Below are 22,949 nucleotides of genomic sequence, written 5' to 3'. Positions count from 1 at the left end.
CGGCCCGTGCGCAAACACGATCGGTTGAATCGCGTATTGGCGGTTTGGCGCCGAGACCCTAGTTTAATCCCGATCGAGGAGGCGGGGCCTGTGATTCTGGCGGCCGTTCCTCCGCTCCAAAGCCAGGGAGAGCCTATGCTGACGAAATCGACGCATGGCCTCAAGGACGTCGCCGAAGGGCTGCTGCGTCCGTTGAGCCAGACGGAGTTGAAGCTGGCGCTGAGCGACCTTCAGCAGGCCGGCAAGAGCGAGCCGTCGGTCGCCGCGATGCTGAAGAGCGAAGGGCCACTGCGCGATTTCATCTCCGCCGTGCTGACGCTCTCGCCCTACCTGCGCGAAATCGTCAATCTCGACCCGGCCATTCTCGCCGGCGCCATCACGCAACCCTTGGAGCCGCAGATCGAAGCGCTGATCGCCGAGGCGCGGGACTGCTGGCGGCCGGACGGGGAAGGGGCCGCGCCGGCGGAATCGGCGGTGATGAGCAGACTGCGCATCATCAAGCGCAAGGCCGCCTTCCTCGTTGCACTCGCCGATCTCTCGCGCATCGTCGATGGCCGGGCCACGACCGCCTGGCTAAGCGAGCTCGCCGAAGCCTCTGTCGCCGCTGCGATCGACCATCTGCTGCTGGCGGCGCATGAGAGCGGAAAGGTCAGGCTGCGGGATCCGGCGAAACCGAGCGAGGGCTCGGGGCTGATCGTGCTCGGCATGGGCAAACTCGGCGCCTGCGAGCTCAACTATTCCTCCGATATCGACCTCGTCGTCTTTTTCGACGAACAGGCCGGCATCGTGCCCGACCCCGATGACGCCATCGAGGTGTTCCCGAGGATGATGCGCCGGCTGGTGCGCATCCTGCAGGAGCGCACGGCGGATGGTTACGTCTTCCGCAGCGATTTGCGATTGCGACCCGATCCCGGTTCGACGCCGTTGGCGATTCCGGTCGACGCGGCGATGATCTATTACGAGGGCAGGGGCCAGAATTGGGAGCGAGCGGCCTTTATCAAGGCGCGCGCCGTGGCCGGCGACCTCGTGGCCGGCGGCGAGTTTCTGCGCGGGCTGTCGCCTTTCGTTTTCCGCAAATATCTCGATTACGCTGCGATCGCCGATATCCATTCGATCAAGCGGCAGATCCACGCGCATAAGGGTCACGGCGCGATCGCGGTCAAGGGCCATAATGTCAAGCTCGGGCGCGGCGGCATCCGCGAAATCGAATTCTTCGTCCAGACGCAGCAGCTGATCGCCGGCGGCCGCATGCCGGCGCTGCGCGGCCGGTCGACGGAGGAGACGCTCGGCGAGCTCACCAAGGCGAAATGGATCGATGCGCAGACGCGCGACGAACTGACGGAGGCCTACTGGTTCCTGCGTGACGTCGAGCATCGCATCCAGATGGTGCGCGACGAGCAGACCCACCTTCTGCCGGAGACCGACGCCGACCTCAAGCGCATCGCCTTCATGATGGGCTTTTCCGACACGCCGAGTTTTTCCGAACGGCTGGTCGGCGTGCTGAAGACGGTGGAGCGGCGGTATGCCCGCCTCTTCGAGCAGGAGAGCAGGCTTTCCGCCGAAACCGGAAACCTCGTCTTCACCGGCCAGGGCGATGACCCGGATACGCTCAAGACCTTGAAGAAGCTCGGTTTCACCAGGCCGTCCGACATTTCCCGCATCATCCGTACCTGGCATTACGGCCGTTACCGCGCGACGCAATCGGTGGAGGCGCGTGAGAGACTGACGGAGCTGGCGCCAGAGCTCCTGCGCGTCTTCGGCGAAAGCAAGCGCGCCGACGAGGCGCTGCTGCGTTTCGACAGTTTCATCTCCGGCCTTCCGGCCGGCATTCAACTCTTCTCGCTGCTCGGCAGCAATCCGGCGCTCCTGTCGCTGATCGTCAACATCATGTCCTCGGCACCCCGGCTGGCCGAGGTGATCGCCGCCAAGCCGCATGTCTTCGACGGCATGCTCGATCCCGGCCTGATGGCTGAGCTGCCGACGCGCGACTATCTCGACGAACGCCTGAAGGGCTCGCTAGTCCAGGCGCGCCATTATGAGGAGGTGCTCGACCGGCTGCGCATCTTCGCCGCCGAACAGCGCTTCCTGATCGGCATCCGCCTGCTCACCGGCGCCATCAACGGCGCAATGGCCGCCCGCGCCTTCACCCATCTCGCCGATCTCATCATCGCAGCCGCGCTCGACGCCGTGATCGGCGAAATGCGGGTCGCACACGGCGACTATCCGGGCGGGCGAATCGCCATATCAGGCATGGGCAAGCTCGGCAGCTTCGAGCTGACAGCGGGCTCCGATATCGACCTGATCCTGCTCTATGATTATGACGACGCCGCCTCCGAATCCGACGGGCCGAAGCCGCTCGACGCGACGCGCTACTTCACCCGCATCACCCAGAGGCTGATCGCCGCCTTGTCGGCGCCGACCGCCGAAGGCGTGCTCTATGAGGTCGACATGCGGCTGCGTCCCTCCGGCAACAAGGGGCCCGTCGCCACCCGCATCAATGCCTTCGGCAAGTATCAGCGCGAGGAGGCCTGGACCTGGGAGCATATGGCGCTCAGCCGCGCCCGGCTGATCTCAGGCGATGACAGCCTGATCGCCGAAACGGAGCATGTCATCCGCGAGGTGCTGTCGGCCGGTCGCGACATCGCCAAGGTCACGGATGACGTCGCCGAGATGCGCGAATTGATCGAAACGGAAAAGCCGCCTTCCGGCCCCTGGGACCTGAAACTGATCCCCGGCGGCGTCGTCGATCTCGAATTCATCGCCCAATACCTGGTGCTGATCGCTCCGGCCAGGGGTGTCGACGTTGCGGTCAGCGGCAAGAGCACCGGCGAGGCTCTGAAGCTGCTCGGCGACCGGCTGATGGCCGCGGACGATCTCGACACCTGCCTGGAAGCCTTCGCGCTCTATACCAGCCTGTCGCAACTAATTCGTCTCTGCATCGACGGCGAGTTCGATCCGAACGAAGCACCTGCCGGCCTCGTCGAACTCGTCTGCCGCGCCGGCGACTGCCCCGATATCAGGACGCTGGAGGGGGAGGTGAAACGGCTCTCGAAGGCGGTTCGGAAGATTTTTCAGAGTGTGGTTAAAGCCTAAACATCATCCGGAATGCGCAGCGAGATCACCGTGCCCACCGCTTCGCGCGAGCGGATCTTCATGCGGCCGCCATGCAGGGCGGTCAGCGAACGTGAAATGGCAAGCCCGAGGCCGGAGCCGCCCTTGCTCTTGGCGTACTGGCTCTGCACCTGTTCGAAGGGCTGGCCGATCTTCGACAGCGCCGAGCGTGGGATGCCGATGCCGGTATCGGCGATGGTGACGGTGACGGCGCCGTCGACGCGGCGTGTGCGCACCGCGATGCGGCCGCCATTGTCGGTGAACTTGACCGCATTGGAGAGCAGGTTGAGCAGCACCTGTTTCATCGCCCGGCGGTCAGCTGTCAGCGTCAGGCCGGAGGAGATGCGCTGCTCGATAACGATGTTCTTTTCGGCCGCCGGAATGGCGGTGAAGCGCAGGCTTTCCTCGATCAGCGGCACGAGGTCGATGCGCTCGCAATGCAGCCTGAGATGGCCGGCCTCGATCTTCGACATGTCGAGGATGTCGTTGATGACGTTGAGCAGATGTTTGCCGCTGTCGTGGATATCGCGGGCATATTCGTCGTATTTCAGCGAGCCGAGCGGCCCGAACATCTGGTTCTGCAGGATTTCGGAGAAGCCGAGAATGGCGTTCAGCGGCGTGCGAAGCTCATGCGACATGTTGGCGAGGAATTCCGACTTCGCCTTGTTGGCGGCCTCGGCGCGTTCCTTCTCCGCCTGGTAGTTGGCGTTGGCGGTCGAAAGCTCGGCCTTCTGGATCTCCAGCGTCTGGCGCGAAGCGGAAAGATCGCCGATCGTCGCCATCAGCCGGCGTTCGGATTCCCGCAGCCGCTCCTGATGGCGTTTCATCAGCGTGATGTCGGTTCCGACCGACACCCTGCCGCCGTCGCGGGTGCGCCGCTCGTTGATTTGCAGCCAGCGCTCGTCGGCCAGTTGCACCTCCGTCGTGCGCGAATAGCCGGAGCCGTCGGCATCGGCGATCCGGCGCTCGATGACCGGGCGGGCGGCGGCGGCATTGACGATCGAGCGCTCAGTGCCGGGCACCAGCACGCTGTCCGGCAGCCCGTAAGCCTGCTGGAAATGCGTGTTGCACATGACGAGCCGGTCGTTCTTGTCCCAGAGCACGAAGGCTTCCGAGGTGCATTCGATAGCGTCGGCGAGCCGCTGGTCGGCTTCCGCGTAGCGCTGGGCGAGCCGGTGCTGTTCGGTCACGTCCATGGCGATGCCGATCAGGTGCATGCGGCCGGAATTGCTGCGGATCACCTGGGCGCGCGCCCGCATCCAGACATAGTGGCCGCCGGCATGGCGCATGCGGAAGATCTGGTCGACCTGGCCGGAATGGCCCTTGGCGATGGCGCGGGCGATCTCGTAGAGCCCGCTATCGTCGGGATGCATCAGCCGCGCGGCTTCGCCGAAGCCCATCGTCTTGTCGGAGCCTGGCAGGCCGAGCATGTCGTACATCGAGCGCGACCAGAAGAATTCCCGGTTCTCGAAATCGAAGTCCCAAAGGCCGCAGCGGCCGCGCGACAGCGCCGTCTCGACGCGCAGGTTCGATTCCAGGAAGATGTCATCGGCGTCGCGGGCGCGCTTCACCTGCGTGTAATAGGCATAGAGGATGACGAGCAGGATCGAGGAGATGCCGGCAAACAGCGTGACGTTGAGCGCCAGCTCCTCGCGCCAGAGCCGGCCGACCTCCTCGAGCGAGGTGGCGGCGACGACGTAGCCGCCGGCATTGCCCATCAGCGTGATCTCGGCATAGTGCGGCACGCCGCCGATCGTCGTTTCGATAACACCGGCCCGATCGCCGAAACGCCGGATTGCCGAGACTTCCGGGAAGAAATCGCCGACATTGCTGCCGACATGCGAAAGCCCGGCGGTCGTTGCGGCAAAAACCTTGCCGCTGGCCTGCACCAGCAGCACGAAAGCGCCGTTGTCCAGCCGGTCCTGCGGCAGGTACCTGGCAAGCCGGGCCTGTGCCTCGGTGATATCGCCGCTGTCGAAAATGTCGGCCGCATCGGCAAATACGGCTGAGGCCGTTGCCGCCGAAAGCGCGGTGGCATGGCGGGCGGAAGCCTCCAGCCGGCTATATTCGCTCATCATGCCGAAGAAATGCGAGGCGGCGACGACGGAGAGGAAGGCGATGATCAGCGCCGGTATGGCGCGCTTCAAGATCAGCTCCGCCTTCGGCAGATGACGCAGGAGCGGCTCCGATGTCGAGTGACCGGATAGGCTGTCTCGCCAGGCTTTCAGCCCGTCAAAATCGACACGCAGCCGTCCTCCGGCCACGGTTGCCCGCCGCACGTCCATCATCTCTTCGCCTTGTCCCTCGTGTGATTCGCGCGCCGCTCGCTCGAACCTGACCTAGAGAATCATGGGTGATTCGCCTTGTCCAGAGGCAAAGGTAAAAATCCATTAACTATTTATATTTTCGTATATTTCGGGCGATTCGAATCGCCGGGCGAGGTGGGCCGCCGCGTGGACTGCGACGACCGGTCCACGAAAAGTCACCCTTTAAGCGTGCGCTCGACGATATCGCGCACGTCGGTGGAAAGGTCGGGCGCCCGCTCGATCTCGATCAGGGCAGAGCGGGCGTGATCGGCGCGTGTCGGTTCCAGCGAGCGCCAGGAACGCATCGAGGTGAGAATGCGGGCTGCAAGCTGCGGGTTGCGGCCGTCGATCTCCAGAATCTGACCGGCGAGGAAGCGATAGCCTTCGCCGTCGGCCCGCCCGAAACCGGTCGGATTGGCAAAGGCGAAGGTTCCGACCAGCGCCCGCATCCGGTTCGGGTTGGTCCGCTTGAAAAGCGGGTTCTCCATCAGGCCGCGCACGTGGTCCAGCGCCTTGGCGCCCGGAATGCCGGCCTGGATCGTGAACCATTTGTCGATGACGAGTGCGTTTTCGGCAAAGCGGTCGCGGAAGGCGGCCAGCGCCTCGCTTGTCTCCGCACTGTCGGGGAAACGATGGGCGAGGATCGTCAGCGCATGGCTGAGGTCGGTCATGTTGTCGGCTGCATCGAAGGCTGCCTTGGCGCGCGCAGGTGTCTGTTCGGCGTGCGAGAGATAGGTCAGCGCGCTATTGCGCAGCGCCCGCAGGCCGGCGCTCTTGGCATCCGGGCTGAAGCCGCCAGAGGTCGCCATCGCCGCGTAGAGGCCGGCAAAGACATCCTTTCCGGCATCGGCGATCTGTTTGAGGATCGCCTGCCGGCCGGCATGGATGGCGTCGGGATCGTTGTTGCCGCCGAGTTCGCGGGCAATATCGGATTCGCTCGGCAGCGCCAGCGCCTGGGCGCGGAAGGCCGGCTCGAGGCTTTCGTCGGCGGCCGCCGCAATCAGCGTCTCGACGAAGGTCGGCTCGCAGACGACCGGCTTGCCCTCGCGCGCGTCGCGGGCAGCCTTCAGAAGGTTCGGCAGCGCCAGATCGGTCAGCGCCTGCCAGCGGGCGAAATGATCCGTCTCATGACGGGCGAGATGGGCGAGATCGGCCGGGCTTTGATCGAAATGCAGGTTGATCGGCGCCGAGAAGCTGCGGTTGATCGAGACGACCGGGCGCGAGCCGACGCCATGAAACACCGCCGTCTGCGTGCGGCCGGTCAGGTGCAGCACCTCGCCGGCATATTCGGCGCCGTCGACCGAGCTTGGCGCGATCTTGCCGCCGTTTTCGCCGAAGAGCGCCAGGCTGAGCGGGATATGCATCGGTTCCTTGCTCGACTGGCCGGGTGTAGCAGGCGTCATCTGTTCGAGCGACAGGGTGAAGGTGCCGGCCGCCGGATCATAGCTGCCCGATGCGGTGACGAGCGGGGTGCCGGCCTGATGGTACCAGAGCGAGAATTGCGTGAGGTCGCGCCCGCTTGCATCCTCGAAGCATTTGACGAAATCCTCGATCGTCACCGCCTGCCCGTCATGGCGGTCGAAATAGAGGTCCATGCCCTTCTTGAAGCCGTCTCTGCCGAGCAGCGTCGCGATCATCCGCGTGACTTCGCTGCCCTTCTCGTAGACAGTCCTCGTGTAGAAATTGTTGATCTCGCGATATGTCGTCGGCCGCACCGGGTGGGCGAGCGGGCCGCCATCCTCCGGAAACTGCTCGGACTTCAGGTGGCGCACATCGGCGATGCGCTTGACCGGGCGCGATCGCTGGTCGGAGGAAAATTCCTGGTCGCGATAGACCGTCAGGCCTTCCTTGAGGCACAGCTGGAACCAGTCGCGGCAGGTGATGCGGTTGCCGGTCCAATTGTGGAAATATTCATGCGCGATGACCGCTTCGATATTGGCGTAGTCGGCATCGGTCGCGGTCTCGGGATCGGCAAGGACGTATCTGTCGTTGAAGACGTTGAGGCCCTTGTTCTCCATCGCGCCCATGTTGAAGTCGGAGACGGCGACGATCATGAAGATGTCGAGATCATATTCGCGCCCGAACCTCTCTTCGTCCCATGCCATCGAGCGCTTCAGCGCATCCATGGCATAGGCCGCGCGTGGCTCCTTGCCGTGCTCGACATAGATCTTCAGCACCACTTCGCGGCCCGACATGGTGGTGAAGATGTCTTCGACGACGCCGAGGTCGCCGGCAACGAGGGCAAAGAGATAGCTCGGCTTCGGATGCGGATCGAACCAGGCGGCGAAATGCTTGCCGGGGCCATAGCCGGCGCCGCCGAGGAAGTTGCCGTTCGACAGGAGCAGCGGGTTGGCCTCCTTGTCGGCGATGATGTTGACCGTGAACGGCGCAAGCACGTCGGGCCGGTCGGGGAAATAGGTAATGCGACGGAAGCCCTCCGCCTCGCACTGCGTGCAGTAGATGCCGCCGGTGCGATAGAGGCCCATCAGCTGGGTATTGGCCTCGGGATTGATGATCGTGGCGATCGTCAGCTCGAAGGGGGCGCTTTCCGGCAGGTCGCGCACGGTCAGGCTTTCCGGCGTCGCATCATAACGCGAAGGGTCGAGCTCCACCTGGTCGAACAGCAGCCCCGCCAGCGTCAGCTCGTCGCCGTCGAGCACGATCGGCACGGTAATGTCGGCGCCCGGGCGGCGGTGAAAGATCAGGCGGGCTTCGACCTTTGTCTCCGTCGGATCGAGTTCGAAGGTCAGGTCCACGCGTTCCAGCACGAAGTCGGTGGGACGGTAATCTGCCAGATGAATGACCTGGCCGGTATCTGTTCGCATGGTGTTTCCTGAAGACCGTTATTTGACAACCGCGGAATACAGAGGCGGGCGCGCTCTGCGAGAATTTGCCGGGCATGATTACATTAAAGTCTGAACTAAAGTTAAAGCAAATTGCCCGTGAGCACGAAGTTCGCGGGCAAAATATCCTGCTCGAAACGGATGGATGCGGCGGCCGGGAGAAAGGTCGCTATTTCAGATTGAGCTCGGCCTTGATCGCCGCGTCGCTTTCGGTCTGCTGCACGACGACGCCGTACAGCCAAGTCCGTCATAGTGAGGGTGCGCGCGAAGGCGACGATCGAGCCGTTATTGTCGTAATCGCCGCCTTTCGCCCGGATTTGCCGGTTTTGCTCGAGGATTTGCCGATGAGAAGCCGGCCACTTCAGGCGCCCAAAGCATGCCGTAAACTTTGAACTCCTGCGTAATCATCCTGACGTCGATTCCGATTTAAGGATTATGCAGCGGGATTTTCTTTCGCTACGATGGGGCTCATCTTCTGCGTTCCCGAGGTCGAACGCGTTTCCCCTTCGTTCAAGTCAGCATTAGAGCCAGGATCATGCACTCGGTTCTCAGAAACCCGATGAGAGGCATTGCGCTGAAAGTCTCGTCGGTCGTGGTCTTCCTGGCCATGCAGACCTGCATCAAGCTGGCCGGCCCGGATATTCCGCCGGGCCAGGTCACCTTCTGCAGGTCCTTCTTCGCGCTCTTCCCGATCATGGCCTATCTCGCCTATATCGGACAGCTGCGCGCCGCCTTCCACACCGCCAATCCGGTCGGCCACCTGAAGCGCGGCACGATCGGCATCTTGTCGATGGCTTTCGGTTTTTACGGCCTCCTGCACCTGCCGCTGCCGGAGGCGATTGCGCTCGGCTACGCATTGCCGCTCGTCGCCGTGATCTTCGCCGCGGTTTTTCTCGGCGAGACCGTGCGCATCTATCGCTGGAGCGCCGTTCTGGTCGGCATGGCCGGCGTTGCCATCATCTCCTGGCCGAAGCTCACGCTGTTTCGCGACGGCGGCATGGAAACCGAACAGGCCGTCGGCGCGCTGTGCGTGCTGTTTTCGGCGGTTCTCGGCGGCATGGCGATGATCCAGGTGCGTCGCCTCGTCGAAGAGGAGAAGACGGCGACGATCGTGCTGTATTTTTCGCTCACCGCATCGGTCTTCTCGCTGGCCTCCCTCCCTTTCGGCTGGCTCGTCCTGCCGTGGCCGTCGGCACTTTATCTGATCGCTGCCGGCTTTTGCGGTGGCGTCGCGCAGATCCTGCTGACCGAAAGCTACCGCCATGCCGACGTCTCCACCATCGCGCCGTTCGAATACACCTCGATCCTGCTTGGCGGCGTCGTCGGCTATTTCGTCTTCGGCGATGTGCCGAGCATCACCATGCTGATCGGCACCGGCATCGTCGTTGCCGCCGGTATCTTCATCATCTATCGCGAGCATCAGCTGGGCATCGAACAGCGGGAAGCGCGCAAGGCGACGACGCCGCAGGCCTGAGATCACGGCAGGAATGGTCAATTCTTAGGATGGCGTCGATCCCAGGAATATGATTGTTGAACATGAGAAACTATCATTTATTCAACGCTGTGCACGGCTGACGGGCCGCTGCCACCGCGGCTTTTGATATTACTGCTCCGAACGCTGGCCTGCGAGCGGAGGTGGAGAAAAGCATAATGGCGTTCACGGCGGAGCAATTGGCGGGGAACTGCTCCTTTCTGACCAGTATTCGCTTTCTGGCCGGGCAGACGCGCGGCATGTTCGATGCCGGCCCGCGTCTGGCGCGATTGCTCGCCTCCCACCAACGCTGGCTGCTGACCCAGACCGCCTATGCCCTCCACCTGGAATATGATCCGCGCGACCCGACCTCGGGTCTTACAGCGGTTCGGCTGACCGGCCGCATCACCGCCCACAAGGTGGCGAGCCGTAACACCGTGCTCGCCTTCATCGAAGAGCTCTTTACCTACCGCTTCATCACCCATACGCCCGGCGACGAGCGGCGCCGGCCACGCCATTTCGAGCCCGCCAATGTCAGCCATCAGGCGATGTTTGCCTGGATTCACGCCAATCTTGCCGCGCTCGACCTGCTCGACGGCGGTGAACGGGCGGCTGTTTTCCAGGCAAATCCATCATTGATGAGGCTCGTTCAGCCGCGCATTGCCCGCCACTGCCTGGAAGATGCCGCCTGGCGGGAGCCGCCGGAGCAGGTGGCGTTGTTTCTCTGGACCGAAGCCGGTGGCCTCGTCGTGGACAACTTCATCGCCAGGATGGATCCGGAGGACACCGGGGCGGGCAAGTTTCTCGTCGGCCGCCTCGAAACCCGCGCGCTTGCCGCCGATTTCATGATGTCGCGCACGCACCTGCAGCGGCTCCTGGCAAAGGCGGCGCAGCGCGGCTGCGTCGGCTGGCATGATGAGCCGCGCAAGACGCATCTTTGGATATCGCGGCATTTCGTCGAGGAATATTGCGCCTGGCAGGCGGTCAAGTTCGCCTATGTCGACGAAGCCTTCGAATGGGCGACGGCCCGGATCGACGCGCTGGCGGTGTGATTACAGGACGATCGCTGCTGAGCCCGGGGCGGCATTGGCCGGCTTTACCGACAGCTCGCGCTCATATTCGCGCGCGGCGCAGACCGCGGCGCGGATATGCTCGAAGGTTTCGATGTTGCGCAGAAGCGATAGCAGGATCGTTGGCATGGTGGGTGACTCTAACATGTAAAGGCAGCAAATTCAGAGCGCTACAGTGTCATCTGAGCATCTGGAAAGACTTGGCGGCGCTGTAGCGCCTGCCGCTCAATATTGCTGGAAGTCCGAGAAAATGGCGTTCGGGCGCGCCGTGCGGCTGTTGATGCCGGTGCCGCGGGCGATCATCTGTTCGTTCGTGGCGAAGCCGAAGCGGCTGTAACCGTGTGTGGAGCGAAGCTGGTCGCCGGCAAGGCGAAGGGTTTCAAACCCGGAATGGATAGGACGAAATCTCTTATTCATGGCCTTGGTTCCTGTGATTCCTCCCAAGACACAGGCTTATATTGCAGTGCAACATAGATTCTACAATGCATGCTGGCGCGATGCAGCCATGCGAAAAATGCATGGCGTTCTTCATGAATTATTCAACTTCGGCTAATTTCTGAGCAGAGAGAGGGATTTGAGTTTTGCCTGAAAGGCGAGAAGATCGTTCCAGGCCAGCCGCTTGTTGACGGGTGCGGTTAACAGATCCTGGGGATGCAGGCTGGCGATGGCCGGAATGGCGCGATCGGCGATGACGATGTCCTTCCAGCGGCCGCGCAGGCCGTGAATCGTATCGTTTTCCCCAAGGAAGAATCGCGCCGCGAAATTGCCGAGCAGCAGGATCGCCTGCGGTTCGGCGAGCGCGATCTGGCGTTCGATGAAGGGCCGGCAGATGTCGATCTCGGCCGCCGACGCCGCCCGGTTGCCGGGCGGACGCCAGGGAATGACCTGTGTCAGCACAACGCTCGAGCGGCTGAGCCCGATCGCCGCCAGCATCTTGTCGAACAACTGGCCGGATTTTCCCGAAAAGGGCAGGCCTTCCCGATCGTCTTCGGCGCTCGGTGCCGAGCCAATCACCATGATGCCGCTTTCGGCATCGCCGCTGGCAAAGATGGTCGAGCGGGCGCTGTGCTTGAGATTGCAGCCATTGAAGGCTTCGATCGCGGTCTTGAGCTCTGCCAGCGATCGCGCCGCTTCGGCGACGAAGCGCGCTTGCTGCACCGCCTCGCCGTCGGGAATCGCCGGTTGCGGGCCGGAGACCGAGGCCGGACGCGCTGCTGCCGTCGGGCGCGGCGATGTCTGGCGTTCTCCGCTGTTTGGGCGCTCTCCGACCGCGGGACGTTCCTGCTGCGCCGACGCCGGACGGCGCGCCGCCTTCATCGCCTCGAACTCGGCGAAGCGGTCGACCGCCTCTTCCTCCAGCAGCCACTCCACGCCGGCATCCGCATGGAAATGCAGAAGCGCTGCCAGCTCGGCGGGGGAAAGGTCGTTGGCGGAGATCATGCGGCAAGCTTAACGGAGTGAAATGGGCATTGAAAGAGCGGGCGGCACATTGGCCGCTCCTGCCGGCTTTATTGCACAGTCCATTGCGCGATGTCGTCGCGCTCGCCGATCAGCGCCAGGCCGTGGGCGATCGACAGCAGTTCACCGCCGCTTTCGATCCGGTCGCGCTCGAAGCGCTCGGTGAAGATGCGCCGCACCGCCGGCACGAAGGAGGTGCCGCCGGTGAGGAACACTTTGTCGATCTCGGCAGCCTTCGTCTCGGTCTTGTCGAGCACCTCGTCGAGCGCGGCTTCGATGCGGGCGAGATCCTCGGCGATCCAGCCTTCGAAATCGCTGCGCCGGATGCTGCGGTGTCCGCCGCGGCCAAGCGGCGCGAAATCGAAGGGCGCCTCCTCGGCGGCCGAGAGTGCCATCTTCGTCGCCGAGACCGCCTGGTAGAGTGGGTAGCCTTCGTCATGGTCGATGAGATCGATGAAGATCTCGAGCTTTTCCGGCTCCAGGCTGGTGCGCACCAGCTTCTTCAGATCCTCGAATTCGCGCGTGGTCTTGAAGATCGACAGCTGGTTCCAGCGGCCGAAGCTGGAATAATAGTTGGACGGCACTTCGAGAACCTTGTCGAAGCTCTTGAAATGGCTGCCCTTGCCGATCAGCGGCGCGACGATGTTGTCGATCATCCGGTAGTCGAAATGGTCGCCGGCGACGCCGACGCCGGAATGGCCGATCGGCGTGGCCGTCAGCCTGCCGGCGACGGTCTCGAAGCGGATCAGCGAATAGTCGGTGGTGCCGCCGCCGAAATCGGCGACCAGCACGGTCGCATCCTGCTTCAGGTTCTGCGCGAAGTAGAAGGCGGCGGCGACCGGCTCGTAGACATAGTGGATTTCGGGAAAACCGAAGCGCGACAGCGCCTCGTTGTAGCGTTCGGTCGCCAGATCAGGATCGGGGCTGGCGCCGGCGAAATGCACCGGACGGCCGGTGACGATGCGGCTGACATCGGAAGGCCAGCTGTCGCCGGCATAGTTGCGCAGGCGCCGCACGAAGATCTCCATCAGATCTTCGAAATTATGGCGCTTGGCGAAGATCAGCGTGCCCTGGAACAGCGCGCTTGCGGCAAAGGTCTTGATCGATTGCAGGAAGCGGCATTCGCCGGGATTGTCGATGAATTGCCGGATCGCTGCATGGCCTGCCTCCACTTTCAGCGCCGAGGCGCCGAGCTGGGCATCCTTCATGAAGGAGAGCGCCGTGCGCATGCTGTCGGCGGTTCCTGCCGTGCTCGTGAACGCCATCGAGCGCGTTGCCCCGCCATCCGCCATGGCGAGAACCGTATTCGTCGTGCCGAAGTCGAAACCCAGCGCCTGAGCCATGCCCGCACCTCTTCATGCCGATTGTCATTGGGGACGGAGCATCGCTCCGTGAAGGGCGAAAGGACGCCCGGATTCAGGAGGGCGGGTGATGCCACAGGGGCGTGACACATTCAAGAGGATCGAAAGTTGATGGGATCGAAGGCTCACGTGTTCTCCCCGGGGGAAGAAGTCTTCTCCCTTGGGAAGAAGTGTTCTCCCTGGGGGAGAAGACGTGCGCCGCAAGGGCTGGCGATACCGAAGTCAGAGGGCCGTCATCATTCGGCAGCCATCGCCCTGGCCTCCTGCAACTCCGGCTCCTGGAGCTTCGTGCCGCCCATCAGCCGGCCGAGGAAGTTTCCGAAGCGGTCCATCTCGACGAAGATGACAGGGGTGATGAACAGCGTCAGCAGCTGCGAGACGACGAGACCGCCGACAACGGCGATGCCGAGCGGCTGGCGCAGCTCGGAGCTTGCGCCGGTGCCAAGCGCGATCGGTAGGGCGCCGAGCAGGGCGCAGAAGGTCGTCATCATGATCGGCCGGAAGCGGCGCACGCAGGCCTCGTGGATCGCCGCCGTCGCCTTTTCGCCGGTTGTGCGCATGGTCTCCACCGCCACGTCGATCATCATGATCGCGTTCTTCTTGACGATGCCGATCAGCATCAGCAGGCCGATGAGGGCGATGATCGACAGATCGAAGCCCATGATCTTCAAGGCCAGCAGTGCGCCGAAGGCCGCCGCCGGCAGGCCGGAGAGAATGGTGAGCGGATGGATGAAGCTTTCATAGAGCACGCCGAGCACGACATAGATGGTCAAGACGGCCGCCAGGATCAGGTAAGGCGTATTGCCCTGCGACTGCTGGAAGATCTCCGCCGTACCGCCATAGGAGGTGAAGACATCGGTCGGCAGGCTGATCTCCTTCTTGATCTGGTCGATCGCCGCCGTCGCATCGCTGAGCGAGACGCCCTCCGGCAGGTTGAAGGAGACGGTGGTCGAGACGAGCTGGCCGGTCTGATTGATGGTGACCGGGCCGGTAGTGCGCTCGACATGCGCGAAATTCGAAAGCGGCACCAGGCTGCCATTCGACGAGGCGACGCGTATTTCCGCCAGTTTCTGGTCGTCCCAGGGTTTGCTGGTGTCGTATTCGACGATGACGTCGTAGCTGTCGCCGGTCGACTGGATCTCCGCCGCGGTATATCCGCTGAAGGATTCCTGCAGCGTCGTACGCAGCGTGTCGTTGTCGATCCCGTAAGCGGCCGCCCGCTCGGTATCGATGACGATATTGGCCTGCAGGGCGTTGTTCTGGGCGTCCGAGGTGACGTCGGTGAACAGCCGGTCCTTGCGCATCGCCGCCTGGATCTTGCCGGCCCAGAGGTTCGTCTGGTCGGCGCTCAGCGCCTGTATGACCAGCTGATACTGGCTGGCGGTCTGGCGGCCGCCGAACCGCAGGCTCTGGTTCGGCGTCACGAAGGCCTGCAATCCGGGGATCTTGTTGATCGCCGTGCGCAGCTCGCGCAGCGTCTGGTCGAGCGGCGGACGCTCCTTCTTGTCCTTGAGCTCGACGAACATCGAGCCGTTGTTCTGCGGCTTGTTCGGGTTGCCGCCGATCGTCGACATCACGTGGTTGACCGCCGGGTTCGCCTTGACGGCGGCCGCCGCCTGCTGCTGCAGCGCCTCCATGGCGGAATAGGAAATGTCCTGGCGTGCCTGTGTGCTGATCGTCAGGCGGCCGATGTCTTCCTGTGGGAAGAAGCTCGTCGGCAGCGTCATGAAGAAGTAGATCGTCAGCGCCACCGAGCCGAGGAACACGCCGAGGATCGTCACGCGATGGCGCAGGCACCAGCCGACCGCTCGGTCGTAGCCGCCGAGCGTCCGCTCGAAGCCGGCATCGAAGAGGCGGATCAGGAGCGGCGGCCGGCTGTGATTGTTGGAGAGGCGCGAACCGAGCATCGGCGTCACGGTCAGCGAGACGATGGCCGACGAGATGATGGCGATGGCGACCACCATGCCGAATTCGTTGAACACGCGACCGACGACGCCGCCCATCAGCAGGATCGGGATGAAGACGGCGATCAGCGAAACCGACATGGAAATGATGGTGTAGCTGACTTCTCCCGCTCCCTTGATCGCCGCTTCCCGCACCGGCATGCCTTCCTCGACATGGCGCAGGATGTTTTCGAGCATGACGATCGCGTCGTCGACCACCAGCCCCACCGCGAGCGTCAGCCCGAGCAGCGAAATGTTGTCGATGCTGTAGCCGAGCACATACATCATGCCGAAGGTCGAAATCAGCGACAGTGGAACGGCAAGCCCGGGAATGATCGTCGCGGTCGCATGGCCGGTGAAGAGATAGATGACCAGGATCACGAGGCCGATCGTCAGGAACAGCGTGAATTTCACGTCGGCGATGGCCGCACGGATCGGTTTTGCGGCGTCGTTCATGACGACAGTCGTGACCGAAGCCGGGATTTCGGCGTGAAGCTGCGGCAGCTTGGCATTGATGGCGTCGACGACGTCGACCGTATTGGCATCGGGCTGGCGCTGGATGGCGAGGATGATGCCACGCTGCCCGTCATACCAGCTGCCGGTATCCTGGTTCTCGACGCCGTCCTGCACATCGGCGACATCGCCGAGATGGATCGGCGCGCCGTTCGGATTGGCGATGACCAGCGAGCGGAATTGTTCGGCATTGGTGCGCTGCGTATTCGCCGTGATGGTCATGCTCTGCGCATTGTTCTGCAGCGTGCCCACGGGCTGCTGGCTGTTGGCGGCAGAAAGCGCCTTGTTGACGGTGTCGATGCCGATGCCGCGGGTGAGCAACTTGTTGGGATCGACCTCGACGCGCACCGCATAGGTCTGCGCCCCGAAGACGCTGACCTGGGCAACGCCCGGGAGCGTCGACAGCGACGGCGAGATTATGTCTTCGGCGATCTCGTCGAGCTTGCTGCGCGGCATGGTGTTGCTCTGCACCGAGAGCAGCATGACCGGCGCATCGGCCGGGTTGGTCTTGCGGTAGCTCGGCGGCGTCGTCAGATTGTCGGGCAGCTGCCGGGTGGCGTGCGAGATCGCCGCCTGCACGTCGGCGGCGGCCGCGTCGATATCACGGTTGAGGTCGAACTGCAGCACGATGCTGGTGCTGCCGAGCGAGCTCGAGGCGCTGATCTCGCTGATGCCGGGAATGGTCTCGAACTGCTTGATCAGCGGCGTGGCGACCGACGTCGCCATCGTCTGCGGCGAGGCGCCGCTCAGCTGTGCCGAAACGTTGATCGTCGGAAAATCGACCTGCGGCAGGGCCGCGACCGGCACGAGCCGGTAACCGGCAAGGCCGGCCAGAATGACGCCGATGGCAAGCAGCGTCGTGGCGACCGGGCGCTGGATGCAGAAATTCGGGATCATTGCTGCGCTCCCACCGTGATTGTCTCGGACTGCTGCGGCTGCCGAGGCGCGTCGGCGGAGGCGACATTGAGCGCCTTTTCGTCGAACTCTTCGTGGATCGCCTGCTGATCGCTGAGCTGGCCCTGACCCTCGACGACGACATGGTCGCCTTCGGAAAGGCCCGATTCGATGGCGGTGAAGCCGCCATTGGCGCGGGCAACGGTGACGGCCGTCAGATGCGATATGCCGTCCTTGGCGACGAAGGCGAAGAAACCCTCCGGGCCGGGGCTGACGGCAACCGTCGGCACCACTACCTGCTGTTCGTCATTGTTGAAATGCACGACGATGTTGACCGACTGGCCGGGCCAGAGCGCGCCGGAGGCATTCTCGAATTTCGCCTTGGCGAGGATCGTGCCCGAGGCCGTATCGACCGTGTTGTCGTAGAAGCTGATCTCACCCTTTCGCACTTGCCCCTTGGTGGAATTGGGCGCCGTGCTGACCTCGACCGGCCCGGCTGCGAGTGCCTTCTTCAGCTCGCGCAGATAACGTTCCTGCAGGTGGAATTTCACATAGATCGGATCGTACTTGGCGATGGTGACGATGGCCGCGCCGGCATTGAGGAAGGCGCCCTTGCTGACGGCAATATCGCCGAGCCGGCCGTCGAAGGGCGCGCGAATATACGTATGCTCGAGCAGGATCTGATCGGAGGCAAGTGTTGCCTTATCCGCATCGACCGTCGCTGCGGCAGTGTCGCGGGCGGCTCTCGCCTGATCGAGGCTCTGCTGGGTGCCGGCTTTCTGGTCGAACAGATCCTGGGCGCGCACCAGCGCAGTCTCGGCCTCCGAAAGCGTCGCCGTGTCGCGCACGATCATCGCATTGTCCTTGTCGACGGCGGCCTTGGCCGTCCGGTCGTCGAGCTTGGCGATCAGGTCGCCGGCCTTGACGGTCGCCCCGTCCTGCGCCGCGATGCTGACGATCAGACCCTGTTCCTGTGCGGCGACGGTCGTGTTGTCATCGGCATCAGCCCAGCCGGACCCCGTCACATCCATCGGCAGCGTCGTTTTGACGGCTGCGACTGTTTTGACGACGGTCGGGCCGCCACCGCCGCGTCTGCGCCCGCCGCCCTGATGCTGTCCGCCGTCCTGGGCCTGGTCGGCCTGCCCCTGCTGGCCGCGGCCATTGCCGCCGGCCGGCTGCCGGATCAGCTCCGACAGGTAGGGAATATGCGAGGCATAGGGGATCAGATTGCCGAATTGCCAGAGGCCGACGGCGCCAACGGCGATAATACTGACGGTGATCCAAAATTTCTTCATGGGGCAAAACCGGGTTGAACAAGGGTTGCGAATTTATGCTCCGATTGAGCCGCTTATATTGCGGCGCAAAAAAGACATAATTCCCCGGTCGCGATCACTAAGTGGTTATAACGGCTTAAAATTTTGTAATGAATATTCCGTAATATTCAAACTATACTAATATAATAGGAGTGCGCTTGGCGCGGCTCCGTGGCGGCATTGCCGGCGGTCCGCTGCGCAGGCTGATACCGTTCCCGCACGCGGATCGCTGCACGCAAAGAACGGCGGAAAAACAGAGGAGGCAGGTCGTCATGACTGAGTTGGACGCCAGCGAATTTCGCTCGCTCATCATAAGGGTGTTTCCCCAACTGACGGCCTCCGTCTTCAAGCTGGCGGCGAAGGGCTGGGATTCGATGGCGGTCGACGTCGACGACACGCTGATCTTCAAGTTTCCCCGCCATCTCGGCGCCGAAAGGGCGCTGGTGAGGGAAGCGGCCTTGCTCGACATCATCCGGCCGTCGCTGTCGATTGCGGTTCCAGACATGCGCATACACGACGGGCCGCCGATCTTCTCCAGCCACGCCAAGCTGGAGGGCGAACACCTCATTGCCGAAGATTACGATGCGCTCGGGGAGGGCGACCGCCAGCGTCTGGCGGATGATCTCGCGCGTTTTTACGCCGAGCTGCATGCGCTCGACGCTGACCGCCTGCGCGCGGCCGGCGCAACGGCGATCCAGCCGTGGCAATCGCCGGACGTGGTGCGAAAGAAGGCTTTGCCACTGCTGCCGGCTGACATCCAGCGCTTTGCCGAGGTCGTCATTTCGGATTTCGAATTTCTGCCGCCGGATCCCTACGGCAAGGTCTACGGCTTTTTCGACGGCCATGGATGGAACATGGCCTTCGACTTCCGGCAGGGCAGGCTCAACGGCCTTTACGATTTCGCCGATTCCGGTTTCGGGCCGTTGCACCAGGAGTTCGTCTATTCGAACTTCATCTCGCCCGATCTCACCGCGCGCATCATCTCGGCCTATGAAATCCTGACCGGCCGCCGGCTCGACCGGCGGCGCATCACGATCATGACCGGCTTCCACCGGCTTTCCGAACTCGCCGAATTTGCCGACGATCCGGGGAATGTCGAGCAGATGATCCGCAGTGCGACGAGCTGGGCCGCCGCGGCGGCCCGCGCCGCCTGAGCAGCCTCTAGACTATACCGATCGTGCCGCGCCGCCGTCGCAGCGGATGAGCGAGCCGGTGATGTAGCTTGCCGGCTGGCTGCAGAGGAAGGCCGCCGTTGCGGCAAACTCCTCCACCCGGCCGTAGCGGCCGACTGGAATGCGCGCCTCCTTGTCGGCGCGGATCTCCTCGAGGCTTTTGCCCGTGCGCTTTGCTGCGGCGCCATCGAGGTCGTCGAGCCGCGCCGTCAGAATGCTGCCGGGCAGGAGAATGTTGGTCGTGATGCCGAAGCTCGCCACCTCGGCGGCAAGCGTCTTGCTCCAGCCGGCAAGCGCCGGGCGCAGCGTATTCGACAGCGCCAGGTTGGCGATCGGCTCGATCACGCCCGATGAGGCGACCGTCAGGATGCGGCCCCAGCCCTGCGCTTTCATATCAGGCAGCAGTGCATTGGTGAGGGTGATCACGCGGGCGACCATGGAGAGGAAATAGGTTTCGAGCTTTTCGGCCGTCATCTCCTCGGTCGTGCCGGGCGTCGGTCCGCCGGTATTGTTGACGAGGATATCGAGGCCGCCGAACTTGTCCTTTACGGCCGTCGTCGCCGTCTCGACGAAGCGCTCGTCTGCGAGATCGGCCCACATCCAGTCAGCCCGGCCATTGCCTTCGCTGTTAATTGCCTTGCAATTGGCCTCGAGCTGCTCGCCGCTGCGCCCGCAGAGCAGCACGTTGGCGCCCTCCCGCGCCAGCGCCACGCCAATGCCGAGGCCGAGTCCGCGTGAGGAGGCGAGAACGAGTGCCCTTTTGCCCTTGATGCCGAGATCCATGATATCCTCCGATGTCTTCGAGCGATGTATAAGGCGCAGGCGACGAAAAAGGAAAGGGAGAGCGGTAACCCGACCGGGGTTTCCCAATTGACGTTAACGTAAGCGTTATTATAAATTTTCGATCGGCTGAATATCATTGTGCGAATTGAGGATTGGCTGTCGCATCCCGGCTCGACAATGCTTCGTCGTTTTGACAAGACAGGGACCATGGGATGATGGCCACAGGTGGCCAAGCGGAGACGAATGAATGACCGAGACGACTGAGCTGCCCGAGCGCGAGAGCATGGAATTCGACGTTGTGATCGTCGGAGCAGGCCCTGCCGGGCTTGCGGCGGCGATCCGGCTCAAGCAGGTCAATCCGGAATTGTCGGTCGTCGTGCTGGAGAAGGGGGCCGAGGTCGGCGCCCATATTCTCTCGGGTGCCGTCGTCGATCCCATCGGCATCGACCGGCTGCTGCCCGGCTGGCGCGATGAGGCCGATCATCCCTTCAAGACGGAAGTCACCGCGGACCATTTCCTGCTGCTCGGCCCGGCCGGCTCGATCCGTCTGCCGAATGTCATGATGCCGCCGCTGATGAACAATCACGGCAATTACATCGTCTCGCTCGGCAATGTCTGTCGCTGGCTGGCCGGCAAGGCCGAAGAGCTCGGCGTCGAGATCTATCCGGGCTTTGCCGCAACCGAGGTGCTCTACGACGACAAGGGTGCGGTGATCGGCGTTGCCACCGGCGACATGGGCATCGAGAAGAACGGCAAGCCGGGGCCGAACTATACCCGCGGCATGGAGCTGCGCGGCAAATACACGCTGATCGGCGAGGGCGTGCGCGGCTCGCTCGCCAAGCAGCTGATCGCCAAGTTCGACCTGCAGAAGGATCGCGAGCCGCAGAAATTCGGCATCGGCGTCAAGGAGCTCTGGCAGGTCAAGCCGGAGCACCACAAGCAGGGCCTGGTGCAGCACTCCTTCGGCTGGCCGCTCGGCATGAAGACCGGCGGCGGCTCCTTCCTCTATCATCTGGAAGACAATCTGGTGGCGGTCGGCTTCGTCGTCCACCTGAATTACAAGAACCCCTATCTCTACCCGTTCGAGGAGTTCCAGCGCTTCAAGACGCATCCGGCGATCCGCGGCACTTTCGAGGGTGGCAAGCGGCTCTCCTATGGGGCGCGCGCCATCACCGAGGGCGGCTACCAGTCGGTGCCGAAGCTGTCCTTTCCCGGCGGGGCGCTGATCGGCTGTTCGGCCGGTCTCGTCAACGTTCCCCGCATCAAGGGCAGCCACAATGCGGTGCTGTCGGGTATGCTGGCGGCCGAGAAGCTGGCGGCGGCGATTGTATCAGGCCGCAGCCATGACGAAGTGGTCGAGATCGAGAACGACTGGCGCCAGGGCGACATCGGCCGCGATCTCAAGCGGGTCCGCAACGTCAAGCCGCTGTGGTCGAAGTTCGGCACCGCCCTCGGCGTGGCACTCGGCGGCCTCGACATGTGGACCAATACGCTGTTCGGCTTTTCCTTCTTCGGCACGCTGAAACACGGCAAGACCGATGCGCAGTCGCTGGAGCCGGCCTCGCAGCACAAGCCGATCGCCTATCCGAAGCCGGATGGGGTGCTGACCTTCGACCGTCTGTCCTCGGTGTTCCTGTCGAACACCAATCACGAGGAAGACCAGCCGGTGCACCTGCAGGTCAAGGACATGGCGCTGCAGAAGAGCTCGGAGCTCGGCATCTATGCCGGCCCGTCGACCCGTTACTGTCCGGCCGGCGTCTATGAATGGGTGGAGAAGGATGGCGACAAGACCTTCGTCATCAACGCCCAGAACTGCGTGCATTGCAAGACCTGCGACATCAAGGATCCGAACCAGAACATCAACTGGGTACCGCCGCAGGGCGGCGAGGGACCGGTCTATCCGAATATGTGAGGGCGATTGCCGGCTGCGGCCGGCAATTTCACCCGCTAACGCCTTCGTGATCATATTCCCACGGCCGTCCTTAGCGATTCATTAACCATAATTTCCTTAGCTTGCGACATCGTGTTGACGCACTAAGGACACATTCATGACGATCTCCCGTCGCGGCTTTCTGATCGCTCTGCCGCTCTTTGTTGCCGGCTGCTCTTCGACCGGCCTCAACAGCCAGACGAATTACGCCGCTCTTCCGGATGAAAAATTTCCGCTGAAGCAGGTGCCGATCGACAAGATCAAGCCGGAGCTGCGCCGCCAGGAGGTGGCTTATGAAAGCTCTCACGCGCCGGGCACGATCGTCATCGACACACCCGCGCGTCGCGCCTACTACGTTCTCGGTGACAACAGGGCGATGCGCTATGGCGTCGGTGTCGGCCGCGAAGGGCTGGCATTTGCCGGCAATGCCTATATCGGCCGCAAGGCCGAATGGCCGAGCTGGACCCCCACGGAAAACATGCAGCGCCGCGAGGAGCGCTATCGCAGGCTTGCCGGCGGCATGCAGGGCGGTCCGAACAATCCGCTCGGCGCGCGGGCGATGTATCTCTATCGCGGCGGCAACGATACCCATTTCCGCATCCATGGCACCAACCAGCCAGAATCGATCGGGCTGGCCATGTCGAGCGGCTGTATCCGCATGATGAATCATGACGTGATCGACCTCTATAGCCGCGTCGAAGTCGGCGCCAGGGTTGTCGTCATCCAGGCTTGAGCGGCTAAAGCGGACCATCAAAAAAGCCGCCGCAGCCTTGGCTGCCGG

General features: G+C 63.1%; 15 protein-coding genes and 1 pseudogene. 6 read left to right on the top strand and 10 right to left on the bottom strand.

All coding sequences use genetic code 11. The features are described 5' to 3' along the window. Nucleotides 1-135: 135 nt before the first annotated feature. The gene (locus MHI61_RS16780) at nt 136-3,093 is read left to right on the top strand and encodes a bifunctional [glutamine synthetase] adenylyltransferase/[glutamine synthetase]-adenylyl-L-tyrosine phosphorylase (protein ID WP_239792785.1); all 2,958 of its coding nucleotides are present in this window, start codon (nt 136-138) and stop codon (nt 3,091-3,093) included. Here the strand turns inward: MHI61_RS16780 and MHI61_RS16775 are convergent. The 3 genes and pseudogenes from MHI61_RS16775 to MHI61_RS16765 form a co-directional block, all read right to left on the bottom strand. Further along, complete coding sequence (locus MHI61_RS16775) at nt 3,090-5,399, bottom strand: PAS domain-containing sensor histidine kinase (RefSeq protein WP_239792784.1); 2,310 nt, start codon at nt 5,397-5,399, stop codon at nt 3,090-3,092. The two genes, MHI61_RS16780 and MHI61_RS16775, sit on opposite strands and share 4 nt — an antisense overlap. A 194-nt stretch (nt 5,400-5,593) precedes the next feature. Further along, nucleotides 5,594-8,242, bottom strand: coding sequence for an aminopeptidase N (gene pepN / locus MHI61_RS16770; protein WP_239792783.1), 2,649 nt, complete (start codon nt 8,240-8,242; stop codon nt 5,594-5,596). Between the two features lie 187 nt (nt 8,243-8,429). After that, nucleotides 8,430-8,568 (bottom strand): annotated as a pseudogene (locus MHI61_RS16765) (chemotaxis protein); the annotation flags it as partial. A 227-nt stretch (nt 8,569-8,795) separates the two neighbouring features. On the opposite strand from MHI61_RS16765, the gene MHI61_RS16760 reads away from it, so the two are divergent. Then, nucleotides 8,796-9,734 carry a DMT family transporter gene (locus MHI61_RS16760; RefSeq protein WP_239792782.1) on the top strand — a complete coding sequence of 313 codons (939 nt, stop codon included), beginning with the start codon at nt 8,796-8,798 and terminating at the stop codon, nt 9,732-9,734. A gap of 176 nt (nt 9,735-9,910) precedes the next feature. Continuing rightward, nucleotides 9,911-10,783, top strand: a complete 873-nt coding sequence (locus MHI61_RS16755) for a hypothetical protein (protein ID WP_239792781.1) — start codon at nt 9,911-9,913, stop codon at nt 10,781-10,783. Here MHI61_RS16755 and MHI61_RS16750 read toward each other — a convergent pair whose 3' ends face one another. The 6 genes from MHI61_RS16750 to MHI61_RS16725 form a co-directional block, all read right to left on the bottom strand. Further along, a complete protein-coding gene (locus MHI61_RS16750) occupies nt 10,784-10,930 on the bottom strand; it encodes a hypothetical protein (protein ID WP_239792780.1) in 147 nt (48 codons plus the stop codon). It abuts the gene before it with no gap. Nucleotides 10,931-11,026: 96 nt separating this feature from the next. Beyond that, nucleotides 11,027-11,218 (bottom strand): hypothetical protein, encoded by a 192-nt coding sequence (locus MHI61_RS16745; RefSeq protein WP_010035016.1) that lies wholly within the window; start codon nt 11,216-11,218, stop codon nt 11,027-11,029. A 132-nt stretch (nt 11,219-11,350) separates the two neighbouring features. Further along, entirely contained in the window at nt 11,351-12,241 is an 891-nt protein-coding gene (locus MHI61_RS16740) for a uracil-DNA glycosylase (RefSeq protein WP_239792779.1), read from the bottom strand. Between the two features lie 68 nt (nt 12,242-12,309). Beyond that, nucleotides 12,310-13,602, bottom strand: a complete 1,293-nt coding sequence (locus MHI61_RS16735) for an Hsp70 family protein (protein ID WP_239792778.1) — start codon at nt 13,600-13,602, stop codon at nt 12,310-12,312. 254 nt (nt 13,603-13,856) lie between these two features. Continuing rightward, nucleotides 13,857-16,973 carry an efflux RND transporter permease subunit gene (locus MHI61_RS16730; RefSeq protein ID WP_239792777.1) on the bottom strand — a complete coding sequence of 1,039 codons (3,117 nt, stop codon included), beginning with the start codon at nt 16,971-16,973 and terminating at the stop codon, nt 13,857-13,859. Beyond that, complete coding sequence (locus MHI61_RS16725) at nt 16,970-18,265, bottom strand: efflux RND transporter periplasmic adaptor subunit (protein ID WP_239792776.1); 1,296 nt, start codon at nt 18,263-18,265, stop codon at nt 16,970-16,972. The genes MHI61_RS16730 and MHI61_RS16725 overlap by 4 nt, the downstream gene beginning before the upstream one ends. A 290-nt stretch (nt 18,266-18,555) precedes the next feature. Between MHI61_RS16725 and MHI61_RS16720 the strand changes: the two genes are divergently transcribed. Continuing rightward, entirely contained in the window at nt 18,556-19,437 is an 882-nt protein-coding gene (locus MHI61_RS16720) for an aminoglycoside phosphotransferase family protein (RefSeq protein ID WP_239792775.1), read from the top strand. Nucleotides 19,438-19,449: 12 nt separating this feature from the next. Here the strand turns inward: MHI61_RS16720 and MHI61_RS16715 are convergent, their stop codons facing one another. Then, a complete protein-coding gene (locus MHI61_RS16715) occupies nt 19,450-20,238 on the bottom strand; it encodes an SDR family oxidoreductase (RefSeq protein ID WP_239792774.1) in 789 nt (262 codons plus the stop codon). A 247-nt stretch (nt 20,239-20,485) separates the two neighbouring features. Here MHI61_RS16715 and MHI61_RS16710 point away from each other — a divergent pair, with 247 nt between their 5' ends. Further along, the gene (locus MHI61_RS16710) at nt 20,486-22,150 is read left to right on the top strand and encodes an electron transfer flavoprotein-ubiquinone oxidoreductase (RefSeq protein ID WP_239792773.1); all 1,665 of its coding nucleotides are present in this window, start codon (nt 20,486-20,488) and stop codon (nt 22,148-22,150) included. Between the two features lie 136 nt (nt 22,151-22,286). Continuing rightward, nucleotides 22,287-22,901 (top strand): L,D-transpeptidase, encoded by a 615-nt coding sequence (locus MHI61_RS16705; RefSeq protein WP_239792772.1) that lies wholly within the window; start codon nt 22,287-22,289, stop codon nt 22,899-22,901. Nucleotides 22,902-22,949: the final 48 nt, after the last annotated feature.

Source organism: Rhizobium sp. K102, assembly GCF_022385315.1.
Taxonomy (GTDB): Bacteria; Pseudomonadota; Alphaproteobacteria; order Rhizobiales; family Rhizobiaceae; genus Rhizobium; species Rhizobium croatiense.
This window is presented reverse-complemented; position numbering and strand designations above follow the sequence as displayed.